16 protein-coding genes are annotated in these 15,913 nt (G+C 62.7%); 5 read left to right on the top strand and 11 right to left on the bottom strand.

Annotated features, from left to right (window positions below):
• Window positions 1-5: 5 nt before the first annotated feature.
• Entirely contained in the window at window positions 6-773 is a 768-nt protein-coding gene (locus ACWDTI_RS16475) for a hypothetical protein (RefSeq protein ID WP_449739173.1), read from the bottom strand.
• Window positions 774-1,130: 357 nt separating this feature from the next.
• Here ACWDTI_RS16475 and ACWDTI_RS16470 point away from each other — a divergent pair, with 357 nt between their 5' ends.
• Window positions 1,131-2,180 carry a hypothetical protein gene (locus ACWDTI_RS16470; RefSeq protein WP_449739172.1) on the top strand — a complete coding sequence of 350 codons (1,050 nt, stop codon included), beginning with the start codon at window positions 1,131-1,133 and terminating at the stop codon, window positions 2,178-2,180.
• On the opposite strand, the gene ACWDTI_RS16465 is transcribed toward ACWDTI_RS16470, so the two are convergent.
• Window positions 2,156-2,968 (bottom strand): WecB/TagA/CpsF family glycosyltransferase, encoded by an 813-nt coding sequence (locus tag ACWDTI_RS16465; protein WP_449739171.1) that lies wholly within the window; start codon window positions 2,966-2,968, stop codon window positions 2,156-2,158. The two genes, ACWDTI_RS16470 and ACWDTI_RS16465, sit on opposite strands and share 25 nt — an antisense overlap.
• A 141-nt stretch (window positions 2,969-3,109) precedes the next feature.
• Here ACWDTI_RS16465 and ACWDTI_RS16460 point away from each other — a divergent pair, with 141 nt between their 5' ends.
• On the top strand, window positions 3,110-4,066 hold the full coding sequence (locus tag ACWDTI_RS16460; protein ID WP_449739170.1) for a TIGR03621 family F420-dependent LLM class oxidoreductase: 957 nt from the start codon (window positions 3,110-3,112) through the stop codon (window positions 4,064-4,066).
• 201 nt (window positions 4,067-4,267) lie between these two features.
• Window positions 4,268-5,392 carry an acyltransferase family protein gene (locus ACWDTI_RS16455; RefSeq protein ID WP_449739169.1) on the top strand — a complete coding sequence of 375 codons (1,125 nt, stop codon included), beginning with the start codon at window positions 4,268-4,270 and terminating at the stop codon, window positions 5,390-5,392.
• A 49-nt stretch (window positions 5,393-5,441) separates the two neighbouring features.
• On the opposite strand, the gene menE is transcribed toward ACWDTI_RS16455, so the two are convergent.
• The 5 genes from menE to ACWDTI_RS16430 form a co-directional block, all read right to left on the bottom strand.
• Window positions 5,442-6,599, bottom strand: coding sequence for an o-succinylbenzoate--CoA ligase (gene menE / locus ACWDTI_RS16450; protein WP_449739209.1), 1,158 nt, complete (start codon window positions 6,597-6,599; stop codon window positions 5,442-5,444).
• The gene (locus ACWDTI_RS16445; RefSeq protein WP_449739168.1) at window positions 6,596-6,940 is read right to left on the bottom strand and encodes a DUF3349 domain-containing protein; all 345 of its coding nucleotides are present in this window, start codon (window positions 6,938-6,940) and stop codon (window positions 6,596-6,598) included. The genes menE and ACWDTI_RS16445 overlap by 4 nt, the downstream gene beginning before the upstream one ends.
• A 148-nt stretch (window positions 6,941-7,088) precedes the next feature.
• On the bottom strand, window positions 7,089-7,394 hold the full coding sequence (locus tag ACWDTI_RS16440; protein WP_449739167.1) for a DUF3349 domain-containing protein: 306 nt from the start codon (window positions 7,392-7,394) through the stop codon (window positions 7,089-7,091).
• A 12-nt stretch (window positions 7,395-7,406) separates the two neighbouring features.
• Window positions 7,407-7,691, bottom strand: a complete 285-nt coding sequence (locus ACWDTI_RS16435; protein ID WP_449739166.1) for a hypothetical protein — start codon at window positions 7,689-7,691, stop codon at window positions 7,407-7,409.
• A gap of 27 nt (window positions 7,692-7,718) precedes the next feature.
• The gene (locus tag ACWDTI_RS16430; protein ID WP_449739165.1) at window positions 7,719-8,948 is read right to left on the bottom strand and encodes an anion permease; all 1,230 of its coding nucleotides are present in this window, start codon (window positions 8,946-8,948) and stop codon (window positions 7,719-7,721) included.
• Window positions 8,949-9,184: 236 nt separating this feature from the next.
• On the opposite strand from ACWDTI_RS16430, the gene ACWDTI_RS16425 reads away from it, so the two are divergent.
• Window positions 9,185-10,240, top strand: coding sequence for an LLM class F420-dependent oxidoreductase (locus tag ACWDTI_RS16425; protein WP_449739208.1), 1,056 nt, complete (start codon window positions 9,185-9,187; stop codon window positions 10,238-10,240).
• Window positions 10,241-10,252: 12 nt separating this feature from the next.
• On the opposite strand, the gene ACWDTI_RS16420 is transcribed toward ACWDTI_RS16425, so the two are convergent.
• The 4 genes from ACWDTI_RS16420 to ACWDTI_RS16405 all read right to left on the bottom strand — a co-directional run bounded on the left by ACWDTI_RS16420 (window position 10,253) and on the right by ACWDTI_RS16405 (window position 14,658).
• Entirely contained in the window at window positions 10,253-11,218 is a 966-nt protein-coding gene (locus ACWDTI_RS16420; RefSeq protein ID WP_449739164.1) for a 1,4-dihydroxy-2-naphthoyl-CoA synthase, read from the bottom strand.
• 329 nt (window positions 11,219-11,547) lie between these two features.
• Entirely contained in the window at window positions 11,548-12,087 is a 540-nt protein-coding gene (locus ACWDTI_RS16415) for a chitinase (protein ID WP_449739163.1), read from the bottom strand.
• Window positions 12,071-14,437, bottom strand: a complete 2,367-nt coding sequence (locus ACWDTI_RS16410; RefSeq protein ID WP_449739162.1) for a bifunctional polysaccharide deacetylase/glycosyltransferase family 2 protein — start codon at window positions 14,435-14,437, stop codon at window positions 12,071-12,073. Before ACWDTI_RS16410 ends, ACWDTI_RS16415 begins: the two co-directional genes overlap by 17 nt.
• Complete coding sequence (locus ACWDTI_RS16405) at window positions 14,434-14,658, bottom strand: hypothetical protein (protein WP_449739161.1); 225 nt, start codon at window positions 14,656-14,658, stop codon at window positions 14,434-14,436. The genes ACWDTI_RS16410 and ACWDTI_RS16405 overlap by 4 nt, the downstream gene beginning before the upstream one ends.
• A 404-nt stretch (window positions 14,659-15,062) precedes the next feature.
• On the opposite strand from ACWDTI_RS16405, the gene ACWDTI_RS16400 reads away from it, so the two are divergent.
• The gene (locus tag ACWDTI_RS16400) at window positions 15,063-15,713 is read left to right on the top strand and encodes a PaaI family thioesterase (protein WP_449739160.1); all 651 of its coding nucleotides are present in this window, start codon (window positions 15,063-15,065) and stop codon (window positions 15,711-15,713) included.
• Window positions 15,714-15,913: the final 200 nt, after the last annotated feature.

Here is a 15,913-nt window from a genome sequence, read left to right as displayed (position 1 = left end):
CTGCGTCACCGACTCCGGCTGAAATCGTCGACTTCGTGAGCGTGGCCGGGGTCGGGGTCGTCGGCGCGGGCATGTGCAGCAGAGAGGTCAGAGGCGTCTCGGTCTTCGTCCGTCTCGACGGGCTCGCCAACCGTGCCGACGTCGTCAGTTCCGTGAGTGGCCTCGTTCTGACGCTTGCGCCGCATCATGGCCACGTCGAACAAGATCGTGATCACGACGCTGAAGAAGAAGCCGACGGCGAGCAACCCGGCGGTGAGCCGTGACCGCCCCGGCGTGAGGGCTGTCGCCTTCTCTTGAGCGCTCACGCCGTACACCACAGCAAACGCGGTTTCTGGGATCTGTGCGTCGGCTTGGACTCGGTCCAGGACAGTCGTGGCCTCTTTGGTTGCGATGTCAAGAGTTCGAATCGCGGTTTGAGGGTCGTCCGCGGTCGATGTCATGCTGACCAGCGGTAACTGCCCACCTGGAACCGCGTACACCTCACACTTGAAGCTCTTGGCGCCAGACTCTGTCACAATGCGATGCACCACATCCGGTTCCTGCAGCCCAAGGTTGGTCAGGTTTGCCAACAGCTGAGTTCCACCGTTGTTGAGGATTCCGTTGCCTTCGGACCCCGTGATCGGGGACGGACTGACGCCGACGACAGCGGTTGCCTGGTAGACCGTCGTGGCAGACAGATACGCGATCCCCGTCGCAACGATCGTTACCAGAAGCAGCGGAACCACGACGTACCACCGACGCCGGCATGCCCGTGCGGCATCAAACAGATCCATTCCTCACCCTTACCCGACTAGCGGTTGCGCGTGCGCTCCAATCGTGGGCCATCCGGCGCACCTGGTGGCCATGTCCATGGCGCACGGGGCGGGAAGGCTGTAAACTGCAACTCGGTGTTTAAAGTACCACGATCCTCTCGCCGAAAATCGCTCGCACTTTTTGTGGCAATCTGTTTCTCAGTAGCCACAGTGGTGTCTGGGTGCTCGTCCGCCCTAGGTAATGATTCAAGCGTCACACGTTTGCCCAGGATCGAATGGGAGGGCGGCCCGTCCTACTGGTCCAGGTTCGCGAACGCTCAAGACTGGACAGATCCTAATTTCTTTCCGATCGGATTGTGGTTTGGATCATTCGATGACGTGACGAACACTCGGTGGGATCGTTCGTACGGAATTAACTTCTATACCGGCGGGCTGTGGAAAAACACTCCTTTCGGCGCCTTGCAGGACGCCGATATGTACTGGGTTGGCGACAGAGTCAATTCGACCTTCGACAAGTCTTCCCGGCATTGGCCCGGACAGTTCATGGACGACGAGGTCGATGGTCGATTCGACCCCGCAGCTGGGCTCAAACATCTGGCTGATTTACGGTCTGAACTCGCGGACCGGCGCCAATTTCTGTACACCAATTTTACAAGGATGGTGGTCGGCCCAGATTTACCGGAAGATGTGAAAGAGCGCTACGTAAATACCTTCGCCGACGTGGTCAGCCTTGATATGTACGCCTACACGATTCCATTTTGCAATGATCCGGCGGATACCTATCGCGGCACAATGTTCGATGTACCGATCCCGTTACAGACCTGCCGATCGTCAGCCACGTACGGACGGATGACCGCTGCGCTTCGCGCTAACGATGCGCTGGACGGAAAATTGGTTCCTATTTGGAACTTCATCGATCTATATGGCGGCGCGGACAACGACGGGAACTTTATCCGATATATCCGTCCCGATGAGCTCCGTGGAGCGGCCATGGCGTCGGTGATCAATGAGGCGCGGGGGATTGTCTGGTTCCAGCAGTCGTTTGGTGGCCCGTGCAAGTCGTCGCAACCGCTCCGTGACGCACAGCGGCAGGGCGCCGCGTTTTGCGGCAATGATCAACTGCTGGCACTGCGCGAGATAAATGCGCTCCTACGCAAAATGGCCCCCGTGCTGAATACGCAAAGCTACCGGTGGTCTGCCGGATCGCACGTTCAGACGATGTTAAAAGTCAAGGACGGAAAAGCGTATCTATTTGCTATGACTGATGGGGGGTCGGGGATCAGGACTTTTACGGTACCGGAGGGGCTTTCTGGTAAGGCGGAAGTGATTGGAGAAGGCAGGCAAATCAGCATCAATGATCGACATTTCAGTGATATGTTTGCGACGGAGTCGACCTATCATCTCTATGAGATTTCGCTCTCGTCCTGATTGAATTCCGAGTCAACGAGGCGCGCTGAGCGGAGTAACTTCAACTGGGCAGGCGCCTCGACGAGATAGCGGCGTGCTAGCCGTCGAGGTTCCTTGACAAGGCGAAATAGCCACTCGCCACCGAGGTTCTGCATCACCTCGGGCGCCCGCTGGACTCGACCGGCCAGAAAATCTGCCGACGCGCCAAACGCAAGGATCACTTTCGCCTCTGAGTCATGCCCGAACTGCTCAATCCACAGCTCTTGAAGAGGCTTTCCGAGACCGACGACAAGGACATCGACCTTTGCATCTGCCACCTCTTGGGCAAGGTGACCCGCGAGGACCGGGTCGGTGATGGTGTCACGCGCGGGCGCCCACATTTGTGCTCCACCGAGCTCAGGCCACCGGTTGGACAGGACGTCCTGTAGCGACCGGTGCATCTCTTCAAAGCCGCCGAGGAAGCCGACCGATGCCCCGTGCTCTGCCGAGAGCGTGAGCACATCCGGGAGCAGATCCGCACCAGTCAGCCGGGGCCAATGACGGCCGCTGAGCCGTCGTCCGCACATTGCGATCGGAGCCCCGTCGGCGAGCATAAGCCAGTTGACTGACCGGCCAGTCAGGCTGTTGCCGCTATTCCTCGCGAAATGATGGAGGTGGTCGAGATTTACTGACGCTATACCCAGTGGGCGGCCGGCGCCTGCCATGAGCCTGGTGCTGACGGCGGTCAGAACGTCTCCGTGCGATGCAAAGTCGACCACCGTGTAGCCGATCTTCATCTTTGGTGGCCGGCCAAGCGCGGTATCGGACATTTCGCCCACCTCTTCGTCGTGAGGCCACCCACGAGTGAGTAGCGTCAGTATCATTGCACATGTCCGAGCGTGCTTTGATGTGAGGAGATGACCAATCCGCAGGCTACAGTTCTCCCGAGAGCAGCCTAACGGTAGCGCCATATGAGCAGGCCTTTTCGCTTCATTGCGCCAATGCCGAGTTGGACGGGTTCGCTTTCCGACTGGCGGAATGAGATTCGCCGTATCGAGGATCTCGGGTTCTCAACGTTGTCGATCTCGGATCATTTCAGTTCGGGATGGTCGATGGACCCGCTGACAGCCCTAACCGCCGCAGCGGAAGTGACAACTCGGATACGCCTACTCACCCTTGTCCTGGCAAACGATTTCCGTCACCCTGTCACAGTCCACAAGTCCTTCGCCATGCTCGACGTGTTGAGCGAGGGACGAGTGGAGATCGGGCTCGGCGCCGGTTGGATGCCCTCCGACTACAGCTCGACCGGCATTGTCCTCGAATCGCCGCGGCGGCGTCTCGCACGATTGGAAGAGTCGGTCGCCATCATCGACGGACTATTCGGCGCGGCACCTTTGAATTTCGAGGGTGAGTACTACCGAATCCAGGATCTGGACGGTCTCCCCAAGACAGTTCAGACACCACGCCCGCCGATACTTATGGGAGGTGGCGGTCGGCTAGCGCTTGACCTCGCTGCGCGAGTCGCAGACATCGTTGGAATACACGCGCGACAGGTGAGTCCGGACCGAAGGGGCGGGGTGGTCGGCGATCTGAGCGCCGAAAGTATAGCCGAAAAAGTCCAATGGGTGCTTTCGGCCTGGCGCGTGTCGGGTCGCGCGGGTGAAGGGCCGGAACTACAGCACTCGGCACATCTCGTTGAGATCACCGATTCGCCGAGGCGAGCACGCTGGTCGATCTCGGCATTCGCCGATGCGCTCGGTGCTGACGACGCCACAGCGTTGGACTCGCCGTCCGTGTTGGTCGGTAGTGTGGAACATTGCATCGAGCGGATACTCGAAGCGCGAGATCGCTTTGGCCTCAGCTACTACAACCTCGGGGGGAACGTCGACATGGTGGCTCCGATAGTCGACAGACTGGCTGGGCAGTGAGCTTGTCCAGCATCTGGCGGTTTTGAGTTCGATTCCGACGAAGCCGACAAACAGGCCGTGACGGGTCGTCGGAACCATTCTTAGAGTGCTACCCGCGTGCTAAAGTTCGCGTCTGAGCTAAGTCGGGTTCAACAGGCGATGGGTGGCGGCGGGAAGATCACGCGCTTGAGGCGCGGCGTCACGAGGAAGTGGACATCGGGTATGGACGCAGTCGATCAGGTCGCTGCTAATGCCGCGAAGGACTCGTCTGTCCAGGCGTTGCGTGGTATTGCAGTCCTTCTGATGGTTGCAGGTCACGTCATTGGATCTTCTGCCGCACGTGGGATGCGGGTGGACGACGATTCCGCCTGGCGTTGGTTTTACCTCTGTTTCGAGGATATACGAATGCCGCTTTTTACGGTCTTGTCCGGTTACGTGTATGCAAGGCGGCCGGTCGCTTCGTTCTCGGGATACCCGGGCTTAGTGCGTGGCAAGAGTCGTCGCCTTCTGGGTCCTTTCGTGACAGTCGGGTTGATGCTGTTTGCGATGCAGTACCTTACTCCTGGGGCGAATTTAAAGATATCACTCAGTGATTTTCCGAAGTTCTTCCTCGCTCCATCCGATTTTGGGCATCTATGGTTTCTGCAGTCACTGTTTCTGATCTTTCTGACGATCGCTGCTCTGGATCCGGCAGGAATCAGCACAACATTTCGGGGCTGGCTCGTCGCAACCATTGTCGCATCCTGTGTCTTTGTTGCCGTTCGAGTCCCGCCGAACCACGACTATCTCAGCATCAATGGGTACTTCCGTCTGCTCCCATTCTTTCTGATCGGTTACGGGATGTACAGATACCGTGTTCTCGATTTGCGAGATAGGGCGCTCGCCATCGGACTATGTCTGTTTGTCACGGCATACGCAGTTCGTATCGTGGATCTGGTAGAGCACTGGCACCTCAGCGATTTTTGGGATCGCGCCATTGCCCTTGCAGTAGGAGTCATGGGCGTTTCACTGATCTTTTCCGGTCGATCCCTGGTCAATTGGCGTACGCTGTCGTGGCTTGGCGGATTCTCCTTTGGAATTTACTTGTTACATGTATTTGGATCCGCCGCCTCTCGAATCGCTCTCAGAAAAGTCGGGATTGATGAAGGTGTGCTCGTCTTCATTGTCGGGCTCTTTGCCGGTGTCGCGGTACCGATAGCGTTTCAATTAATTTTTGGACGATGGAATGCCGTTAGGGTATCTATTCTGGGAGAGAAACCTGTTATCGGGAGGGAAGTCGGCGACGATCATCGGTGGCGAAGCAAAAGGTTCCATCGAATGCAGAGCCTGGATGGGCGAATCTCTTGACGGCGGTCCTGAAGGAAGGGTACGGACCGCAGGGCATCACGACCTGAGACTACGGGCGCCACGTACGCAGTGCCCGACGATCTACTTTCCCCGGGCCGCGCAGCGGGAGTGAGTCGATAACCACGACCTCCCGCGGCGCGGCGTACTTCTCCAGTCGCTCGGCCACAATTCCACGGATTCGATCCGCGTCGACGCTGTGGCCGGGCGCTGGGACCACAAACGCCACCACCCGTTCACTCAGCCGCTCATCCGGCATCCCGACCACGGCGCATTCGGCCACCGACGGGTCCTCGACGATGACCGCCTCCACAACCTGAGGGACGATGGTCAGCCCGCCGCTGGAGATCGCCTCGTCGGCCCGACCCACGATCGACAGCACGCCGTGCTCGTCGACGCGGCCGAGATCGTCGGTGCGGAACCAGCCCGGCTCGGCGAATGCCGGATGCTCCGGCAGATTCCGGTAGCCTTGTGCGACAACGGGTCCACCCAGGAGGACGCGGCCGACTCCGTCGGGGTTCGGGTCGTCGACGCGGACGGTGACGCCGTCGAGGGGGACGCCGTCGTAGACGCAGCCGCCGGCGGTCTCGGACATGCCGTAGGTGCGGACGATCGGTACGCCCTCGTCGGCGGCGCGACGCTGTAGGGGGAGGGGAGTGGCGGCGCCGCCGATCAGCAGACCGTCGAGGTCGCGCAGCGCGCGGACGGCGTCGTCGTGCTCCAGCGCCTTCAGGAGCTGGCCGGGCACCAGCGATGAGTACCGCCTCGGCCCGTCGAGCTTGTCGACCGCACGGGCGAACGCGCCGGGGTCGAAGCCGTCGCGCAGATCGAGCACCGACGGGGTGAAGCCGGCGCGGAGTGAACGCAGCACGACCTGCAGGCCGGCGATGTGATGTGGCGGGAGGGCGAGTAGCCAGATACCCGCTCCGCCGAGATACGCGTGGGTGGCATCGGCCGACGCGGCCAGCGAATCCGCCGTGTGCTGAGCACCTTTCGGGGTGCCGGTGGTGCCGGAGGTGGAGACGACCAACACGAACTCGTCGCCGATGGGGTCGCCAACAGCGAGCGCCTCACTCAGGCGCGCGGTGTGGGTGGGGTCGTCGGGGACGGGCAGGAACGCGGTGCGGCCGGCCAGCGCGTCGCGCAGTGCGTCGACCTGCTCGAGCACTCCGCGATGGGCCGGAAGGGTCAGGGCGTCAAGGGTTTTCAGGACGGACCCTCGGGATCGGGTGAGTCCCACGGATCGAGCGGAGCATCGTCGAACGGCCAGCCGGCGGCCTCGAGATGCGCCCGGACACGGGCGACATCGTCGTCGTGGGGGAGTTCGTGGGTCACCTTGGTGATCTTGACGCCGGCGTCGATCTTGGAGATCGGTTCGGGCGGGGGCGCGGACTCGGCGATGAGTTCGGCGGAGACCTCCTGCACCTCGTCCTCGCTGAGCTGGCGTCGCAGGATGGCGACGAGGGGGATGTAGTCCTCCTGAGGCACCCCGTTGGGATAGCCCGCCCGCAGCCAGTCGACGATGCGACGCAGGAACTGGGGCCGGTCCATGGACGGAAACCCTCCCTATTGCTCAGTCGATCGATCTCCCCGCAGATCGATGTAAACGGGTCAAAGTGTGCGCCACGCCAAGTTTACGGCGATCGGCGCGGGTCAACCGTGGCGCGGTTTCCGGCGCCGCGGTTGACGATGGTGGTGGTCAGACGGTGGCAGCCGATGCAAGTGGCCATCCGACGGCGGCCAGCCGGCTCGCCACCTGGTTGATCTCTTCGGGATTGGGCGCCTCGTTGGTCACCTGAGCGATGGCATCATTGATGCGCTCCGCGGTGACCGGCTCGTTCCCGTGCTCGGTGACCAGGGGCAGGATGGCCTTGGTGATCTGCTCCTCGTCGAGCGTGCGGGCGAGGACCGCCAACAGCGGGAAATAGTCCTTCGGCGGGACTCCGTCCGGGAAGCCGGCGCGCAGCCAGTTGAGGACCGACTCGAATTTGGCGTTGTCAGGCAAGAACTCGACCCCCTACTTCTTGGGTGCCCACGGGAACAGGTTGATGCCCAGGTGGTAGTTGATGCTGGCCCGGGCGATCCACAGCACGGCGATGACGATGATCGCGCCGATGAGGATGAACAGGAACCAGCCCAGATACTTCAGTGCCGGATTCGGTGCGTGCGCGGCACCGCTGGCATCGGTGCCGCCCTCGCCGGCCGCATAGGCGCGCATACCGACCGCAAACAGCGCGGGCAGCCCGGCGCCGAAGATCAGACCGACGACGAGAACCTTGGTGATGGCCTCTAACTCACTCATGAGCGGTGATCCTTTTCGATTCGGTGGTCAGACGCTCTGCGTCGGAGCCGGGTGGTCGTCGTGGCTGCGAACGGTGGCCGGCACCACGCTGTTGGTGCTCTCGTCCCATTCGGCATTGACGTTGGTGGAGTCCACCTTCTGCTGCTGGGCCTTCCAGTACATCGCCGCTGAAAGGGCGACGAGGATCGCGAAGATGACGATCGCACCGGCGGCGCCGCCGATGCCGTTGGCGATCCAGAAGCTCAGCGCTCCGACCACGCCGGCTGACGGCAGCGTGATCACCCAGGCGACGGCCATGCGGCCGGCCACCGACCACCGGACCTTGGCGCCCTTCTTGCCGAGGCCGGAACCCATGATCGATCCGGTGGCGACCTGAGTGGTCGACAGTGCCATGCCGGCGGCGCTGGAGGTGAGGATGATCGCGGCGGACGAGGCCTCGGCGGCCATACCCTGCGGGGACTCGATCTCCACGAGACCCTTGCCGAGGGTGCGGATGACGCGCCAGCCGCCGACGTAGGTGCCGAGCGCGATGGCGATCGCGCAGCTGAAGACGATCCACAGCGGCAGACCCTCGGACACCGAGTCGGCCTGCAGGTGCCCGGTGGTGATCAGGGCCAGAGCGATGACACCCATCGTCTTCTGGGCGTCACCGGTGCCGTGCGCGAGCGCGACCAGCGAGGCCGACGCGATCTGCCCGTAGCGGAAGCCCTGCTCTTTCCGGGATTGGATGATGCTCTTGGTGATCGCGTAGATGAGGTAGGTGCCGCAGGTGGCTACGATGCAGGCGATGACCGGCGCCAGCACACCCGGGATGATGATCTTGTTGAGGATGCCGCTCCAGTTGATGCCCGACGTGCCCAGCGCAGCGATGCCGGAGCCGATCAGGCCGCCGAACAGGGCGTGTGACGAGCTCGACGGCAGACCGAACAGCCAGGTGAGCAGATTCCACAGGATGCCGCCGACGAGGCCGGCAAAGATGATGATCAGGCCCGTCGTCGGGGTGATACCCGGGATGAGCTCGCCCGACTTGGTCTGAACGTTGAGGACGTCCTTGGTGATGGTCGCGGCGACCTGCACGGACAGGAACGCGCCGACCAGGTTCAGGACCGCTGCCAGCGTGACCGCGACCTTCGGCTTGAGTGCCTTGGTGGCGATCGAGGTGGCCATGGCATTGCCGGTGTCGTGAAAGCCATTGGTGAAGTCGAATCCGAGTGCTGTGATCACCAACAGCACCAGGATGAGCATCTCTGCGGTCATGGGAGTAATCATGCTGCGCGACGCGCGCTTTCGGACAATTTTCGAGCTGCCGAAAGTCCCTAATTGACCTGTGAGTTTCCCTGTTTGCGCCAGGTGTTCATCTGTTGTTCACCGAGCCGATTCCCGACGTCTATCCAATGAGGGGTAGGCGTTGTGACCGGGACCACCGAACGGCCGCGCGGGCGCCGAAATCCGTTCGAAAACAGCTGTGGAAGAATCCGCATATGACTGCTGCGATGACGCTGGGGATGCCCATCAACTACGCGGGGGACTTCCGCGAGACGATCAACAATCTGGCCGATTTCGAGAAGGTCGGGGTCGGCCGGATCGCGGTCCCGGAGGCCTACAGCTTCGACGCGGTCAGCCAGCTCGGCTACATCGCGGCCAAGACCGAGACGATGGAACTGCAGACGGCGATCCTCCCGATGTTCTCTCGGACTCCGACCAACCTCGCGATGACCGCCGCAGGCCTCGACTACATCAGCGGCGGCCGCGCGGTACTGGGCATCGGCGCGTCCGGCCCGCAGGTGATCGAAGGCTTCCACGGCGTCAAATACGACTTCCCCGTCGGCCGTGCTCGCGAGCATGCCGAGATCTGCCGGATGGTGTGGCGGCGCGACAAGGTCGAGTACCGCGGCAAGCACTACACCCTTCCGCTCACCAAGGACGACGGCGGCAGCGGGCTGGGCAAGCCGCTGAAGATCATCAATCACCCGGTGCGTGATCGCATCCCGATGCTGTTGGCCGCGATCGGCCCGAAGAACACCGAACTGGCCGCCGAACTGTTCGAGGAGTTCCAGCCGATCCTGTTCCATCCCGAGCAGATCCAGTCGGCGTTCGGTGAGGCGCTGGCCGTCGGCAAGGCCAAGCGGGACCCGTCGCTGGGCGAGCTGCGGATCGTCGTGCAGGCGACCGCACGGATCTCCGAAGATCCCGACGAGATCGAGAAGGCGCTGACCCTGGTGCGTCATCACGCCGCTCTCTACATCGGCGGCATGGGGGCGCGCGGCAAGAACTTCTACAACACCCTCGCCCAGCGGTACGGGTACGTCGAGGAGGCCAAGCTGATCCAGGACCTCTATCTCGACGGCAAGAAGATGGAGGCCGCCGAGGCGGTGCCGGACGACTTAGTGCGGGCGATGTCGTTGATCGGGTCGCGGTCGGAGGTGGCAGAGAGCGCTGAGGCGTTCCGGGAGGCCGGGGTTACCTGCATTCTGGCGTCGCCGGTGGCGGGAACGCACAAAGAGCGGGTGGCGGATATGGAGGAGTTGCGTGGGGTGTTCGGGGGGTAGTTTCTCCCGGGCTCAGTAGTAGTAGGGGAACGCATCCCAGTCCGGCGACCGCTTCTCCAAGAACGCATCTCGTCCCTCGACCGCCTCATCGGTCATGTACGCCAACCGCGTCGCCTCGCCGGCGAACACCTGCTGCCCCATCAACCCGTCGTCGGTGAGGTTGAAGGCGAACTTCAGCATCCGCTGTGCGGTGGGGGACTTACCGTTGATCTTGCGTCCCCACTCGATGGCTGTCTTCTCCAGATCGGCATGGGGGACAACACGATTCACCGCTCCCATCTGGTGCATGGTATCGGCGTCGTAGGCCTCGCCGAGGAAGAAGATCTCGCGGGCGAACTTCTGGCCGACCTGCTTGGCGAGATACGCGCTGCCGTAGCCCGCGTCGAAGGAGCCGACGTCGGCGTCGGTCTGCTTGAACCGGGCGTGCTCGCGGGAGGCGAGGGTCAGGTCGCACACGGAGTGCAGCGAGTGCCCGCCGCCGGCGGCCCAACCGTTGACGACGCAGATGACGACCTTGGGCATGGTGCGGATCAGACGCTGCACCTCGAGGATGTGCAGACGTCCACCCTCGGCCTTCACCCGTGCTTCGTCGACACCCTCCACACCGGCGGCCACGACGTCGGAGTCGTGGCTGGTGGCGTACTGATAGCCGGACCGCCCGCGGATGCGTTGGTCGCCGCCGCTGCAGAATGCCCACCCCCCGTCCTTCGGGCTCGGCCCGTTGCCCGTCAGGAGGACCGTGCCGATGTCGGGGGAGCGGCGGGCGTGATCGAGGGCGCGGTATAGCTCGTCGACGGTGTGCGGGCGGAACGCGTTGCGGACCTCGGGGCGGTCGAAGGCTATGCGGACGATGCCGTATTCGCGGCCTTCGCCGGTGTGTCGGTGATAGGTGAGGTCGGTGAAATCGAACCCGGCCACCGGTCGCCAAGCGGCGGGGTCGAAGGGTTGGTCGGTGGATGCGGGTCCGTCGGCGTGCATGGCACTTACCCTATCGAGTGGTCGATCTGAGACTGTGCAGGCTCACATTTACCAAGGTCCGGCGCTGATTTTCCATCGCAAAGTGTGTTGCACGGGCCTTATTTCTTTGCCACAGTAAGAACATGTCCGGTTGGATCCTTGTCGCGATTGTGCTCAGCCTCTGGGTCACGATTTCGCTTGTGGGTGCGGTCGGTGTCGGGATGGTCATCCGTCGTCGTGAAGAGATGGAGGCTCCGAGACCGGCGCGGACCGACACGCGCTGACCGTGGTCTTTCGTCCCGACCCTCTCGCCCGGCAGTCATGTTTCGGGAAACTTGCGTCGCCAGGGTTTAGCAGTAGAGGTCGCCGCTAGGCTGCACGCCGAGGATGCTCGAGATGCGCAGATAGGCATTGACCCGGCTCTGCACGAGTTCTGGGCGCTTTCCGCCGCACTCCATCGGGCCGTTGATGATTCGAATGGTGTCGGCGAAACTCGCTCCGGCGGGAACCTGACGCCAGAACCACTCGGCGGTTCGCCACGCAAGCGCGCCGTCGCGGCTGACGAGATCGGGATGATTGAGCAGATCGACGCCGAGGTCCTTTCCGGCGGCCTCGTAGTTGTAATTCCAGCTGAGTTGGACAGGGCCACGTCCGTAGTACTGGCGGGCGCCTGCGGGGCACCCGTAGGGGCGGGTCCGGTCGCAGTAGACGCTGCGCCGGCCGGGTTCTTCCTCGATGGCCGTGAGTCCACCGCTTTCGTGATGGACGTTGGCCAGGAACTGCGCTGCCTGCGTGCGAGTGCCGAGATGGACGTATCGGAAGAAGTCGTCGTAGGTGTAAAAGGCCGACCGATTCGGGAAGATGCGGTCGAACTCAGCTCGCGATACCACTGCTGGCTGCGCCGGCGAGGGCGACGCCGCTCCGCACGCCGCGATCATCAGAAATGCCATCAGCATCGGAATCAAGCGCATCTATGCCACCTCCTTCCGAATGGGCGACGACACTGTTGTGCCGCTCCAGTTTGTCCCAGGCCACCGCGGTGCCCTTGATGACCCGGTAGGCCGACGCATAGAGCAAGTAGGCGCGCAACGGTTCATAGATCAAGCGGTAAATCGGAACCACTGCCAGATGCCACCACCGTTCACGTGCCACCACTACGGCGACGATCGAGATCAGCATATGCACAACGAGCACCAGCGCCGAGAACGCCGCAATTCCCTCCCAATCCCCGTTGGCGAGCATCAGCACCGCCACCACGAGCGTGATCGGCAGGAACAGAAGCGGGAAGATCAGCGACAGCGCCGCATACGGAAGCGTGACCATCCCCAGAAGCCCGTGCTTGAGGCGGAACATCATCCGGCGATGCTTCCACAACGACTGGATATTGCCGAACGTCCACCGTTTGCGCTGACGCGCGAGAGTCCGCATCGTTTCCGGTGCTTCGGTGTCGCAGATGGCCTCGTTCTCGTTGAGGACCGTGTACCCGAGCGACTGCAGGGTCAGCGTCGCATCGGCGTCCTCGGCAAGGGTGTCGTCGCAGAATCCGCCGATCCGCTCCAGCGCCTCGCGCCGCCACGCCGAACAGGCACCGGGGACGATGCTGATCGCTCCCATCGTCATCTCGGCCATGCGGGTGACGCAGATGCCCGAGATGTACTCGAGGCTCTGCCAGGCCGTGATCAGGTTGCGCCGATTGCCTACCTTGACGTGCCCGGCCACCGCGCCGACCTTTCGATTGCCCACGAAATGGCGGGCGAGGTTACGGATGGTCTCGCGCCGGAACAAGGTGTCGGCGTCCATGGTGACAATGACCGTCGAGCGTGGGTCCGCGTGGTTGATGCCGTTGTTGAGGGCCGAGGACTTACCGCTGTTGGCCTGATGAACCACCCGGAGCGACGACCACTCCTGCTCATACTCTTGTAGCAACTTCAGGGTGTCGTCGGTGCTGCCGTCGTCGATGGCGATCACCTCGAGGCGCTCGGCGGGGTGGTCGCTGGCCCGGAGGTGATCCAGCGTACGAGTGATGACGGTGCGCTCGTTGTAGGCCGCGATCAACACGGTCACGAACGGCATGTCGGTGCTCGCGATGTCCGGCCACTCACGGCGGCGGGTTCGCCACACGTTGACCAGTGCCAGCAGCAGGTAGATCAGCGACATGACCACCAGCGAGCCGGTGCCCACCCAGAACAGGATCGACAGCAGAATTCCCGGCATTTGCATGATCGCCCACGCAGCGAACCCGGTGGCGTAGTCGGCGAACGACGGCGAGATGTGCTGGGGCAGATACTGCTTCGGCAGTATCGGCGCGAGGGTGGTGAAGGTGTAGCCCTGCGCTTTGGCCTCGGCGATCAGCTTCTTGAGCGCGACCAGCGACCCACTACGATTACCGCCCGCGTCGTGCATCAGAACGACATGCCCCTTGCCGTCGAGTTTGGGCACCGGTACCGGCTTGTGTTCGGCGTCGTAACGCCAATCGTTGGTGTCCATGTCGAAGTCGACCTGGAGGTAGCCCAACGACTGGGCCTCCAATTGCGCCACAGGGTGATGATCGGGGTCGCCGGTCGGTATCCGGAACAAAGGTGTGGCATAGCCGGCGGTCGCACGGATCAACCGATCGTTCGAGACGATCTCGGCCCGGTCGCGCCAGCTCGGGAGATTTCCGAATTTCAGGTGGGACACCGTGTGATTGCCCACCATGTGTCCCTCACGGATCGTTCGCTTCAGCAGTGCGGGATGGTTGGCCACGTTCTTGCCGACCACGAAGAACGTTGCGGGAATGTGTTCCTCAGCGAGGAGATCCAGCACCTGCGGGGTCCAGATCGGGTCCGGCCCGTCGTCGAACGTCAGCATCAGCGTGCGATCCGGAGCGGTGACCGAGTGGTCGACCACGTAGCGGTGGTTACCGATGGTCTCGTCCTCGGAGTCCAGCCCATTCCGGACGTACTCTCCGGTGGCTGCGTCGTACAGCAACACCGTGTTGTCGCTGGTGCGCTCCACTCGCAACAGCCTGGTGAAGACTCCGTTCTGCCAGTCGCCGATGCCCGGGGTGTCGCCTGCCCCGGCGAGGGTCTGCCGCGCGAATCCCGGGTCCGAGTCCGCCGGCCCGACAGGCGCCATCGCGGCCGGAACCGTCCACGCCGTCACGGCGACGACGACCCCGATGAGGGCGAGGACCGTCATGATCACCCGGCGCAGGCGCTTGCCGGTCTTGTCGTAGAAGACGGGCGGTGAGGTGGTCATCGGGTGGTCGCCTGAGCGTCTATAGGGTAGACGTTCCACCAGAATCGGCCGTTGGCCGAAACATAACACGCCACCATCTGTTCGTCGACGGTGATGCGATTGCCGGCCAGCTCTGCCCGGTATCCGGCTTCCCGGAGGACGTTCACGGCATGGCCGATCAGCGCGACGTCTGAAATCAGCAGGGCCACATGCTCGGTCGGCGTGGTGAGAAGCTTGGTCATGCGCGTTTTCTCCTCGTTGAGTTCAGCCAGGAATGTGCTGGGCCTCGGTGAGGAAGTGCGGCAGGAATGCCGCACTGCGGTTGTCGGGCGCAAGAAATGGTGCGATCGTCCAGGAACCGCATGGCGGAGCGAGGCGGACCCAGCGAGTTCTCCCCCTCGATGCCGTGATCGACCCTACGCTCGAAATTTAGCAACTGCAATTTTGCATCCACTGGTAACACTTTGATGCCCTAAGAGCGATTGAGTCTTTTCGAGAGAAAATTTCAACGTGCTTGGATGCACGAAGGGGCTCTTATGTGGCGCGCGTCACGAGCGTCGGTGGCTCCAGCGACCACGTGGGATATCGCGTGGCAGGCGAGGGATGGGCGTCTTCGGTCCGTCGCTCGGGTCGATAGGCTGTCGCAATGACCGATGGCTCCGTGCTCGATGCTTCTCAAGCCGACGACGATCCACACGAAGGCGGCTTCCGCCCCCACTCGGCCATCACCACCGATCGCGGCGGTCCGCGTTACGGCGAGTTCAGCGAGCAAGTCCGAACCCTGATGGACAACGCCCGCTATGCCTGCCCGCCGGACGCGCTCACCGACGAGCTCATCGCCGACCTCAAGGCGATCAACGAGAAACTCGCAGCGGTTCGGATCGACGAATGGCATTCACCGGCCGGTACCCGTATCGACCTGCCGTCGCGCGGCAACATCACGTTGCCGCCGTACGAGGTCGACGAGGTCAACGACCAGGGCGTCATCGCCACCGTCACCTTCCGCGATTTTCACCTCGGTGGCAACAACGCCGCGCACGGCGGGCAGATCGCGGTCGCTTTCGACGACCTCGGCGGCTTCGCGTCGGCGGTGGCCACCGAGGCGGTGTGCCGCACCGGGTATCTCACCGTCCAGTACCGATCGATCACCCCGTTGAACACGCCCCTGCAGATCCACACTTGGGCCGACCACGTCGATGGCCGCAAGGTCTACATCAAGGGCACGCTCAGCGACGGCGAACGACTCTGCGCCGAGATGGAGGCGCTGTTCATCAAGCTCAAGCCGGGGCAGCCGTAAGTCGTTGGCCGGGGACCGTTTCGACTCGATGCTCCGCTGGCGCTCCGCATCGGCTCAACGGGCGGGGTTGGTTCCGTTGGCGTTCCGCATCGGCTTGACGGGTGGGGTTGGTTCCGTTGGCGTTCCGCATCGGCTTGACGGGTGGGGTTGGTTCCGTTGGCGTTCCGCATCGGCTTGACGGGTGGGGTTGGTTCCGTTGT

Source organism: Gordonia sp. NPDC003424 (genome assembly GCF_053588655.1).
Note: the sequence above shows the minus strand (reverse complement) of the source record. Positions and strands in the feature narration are given on the sequence as shown.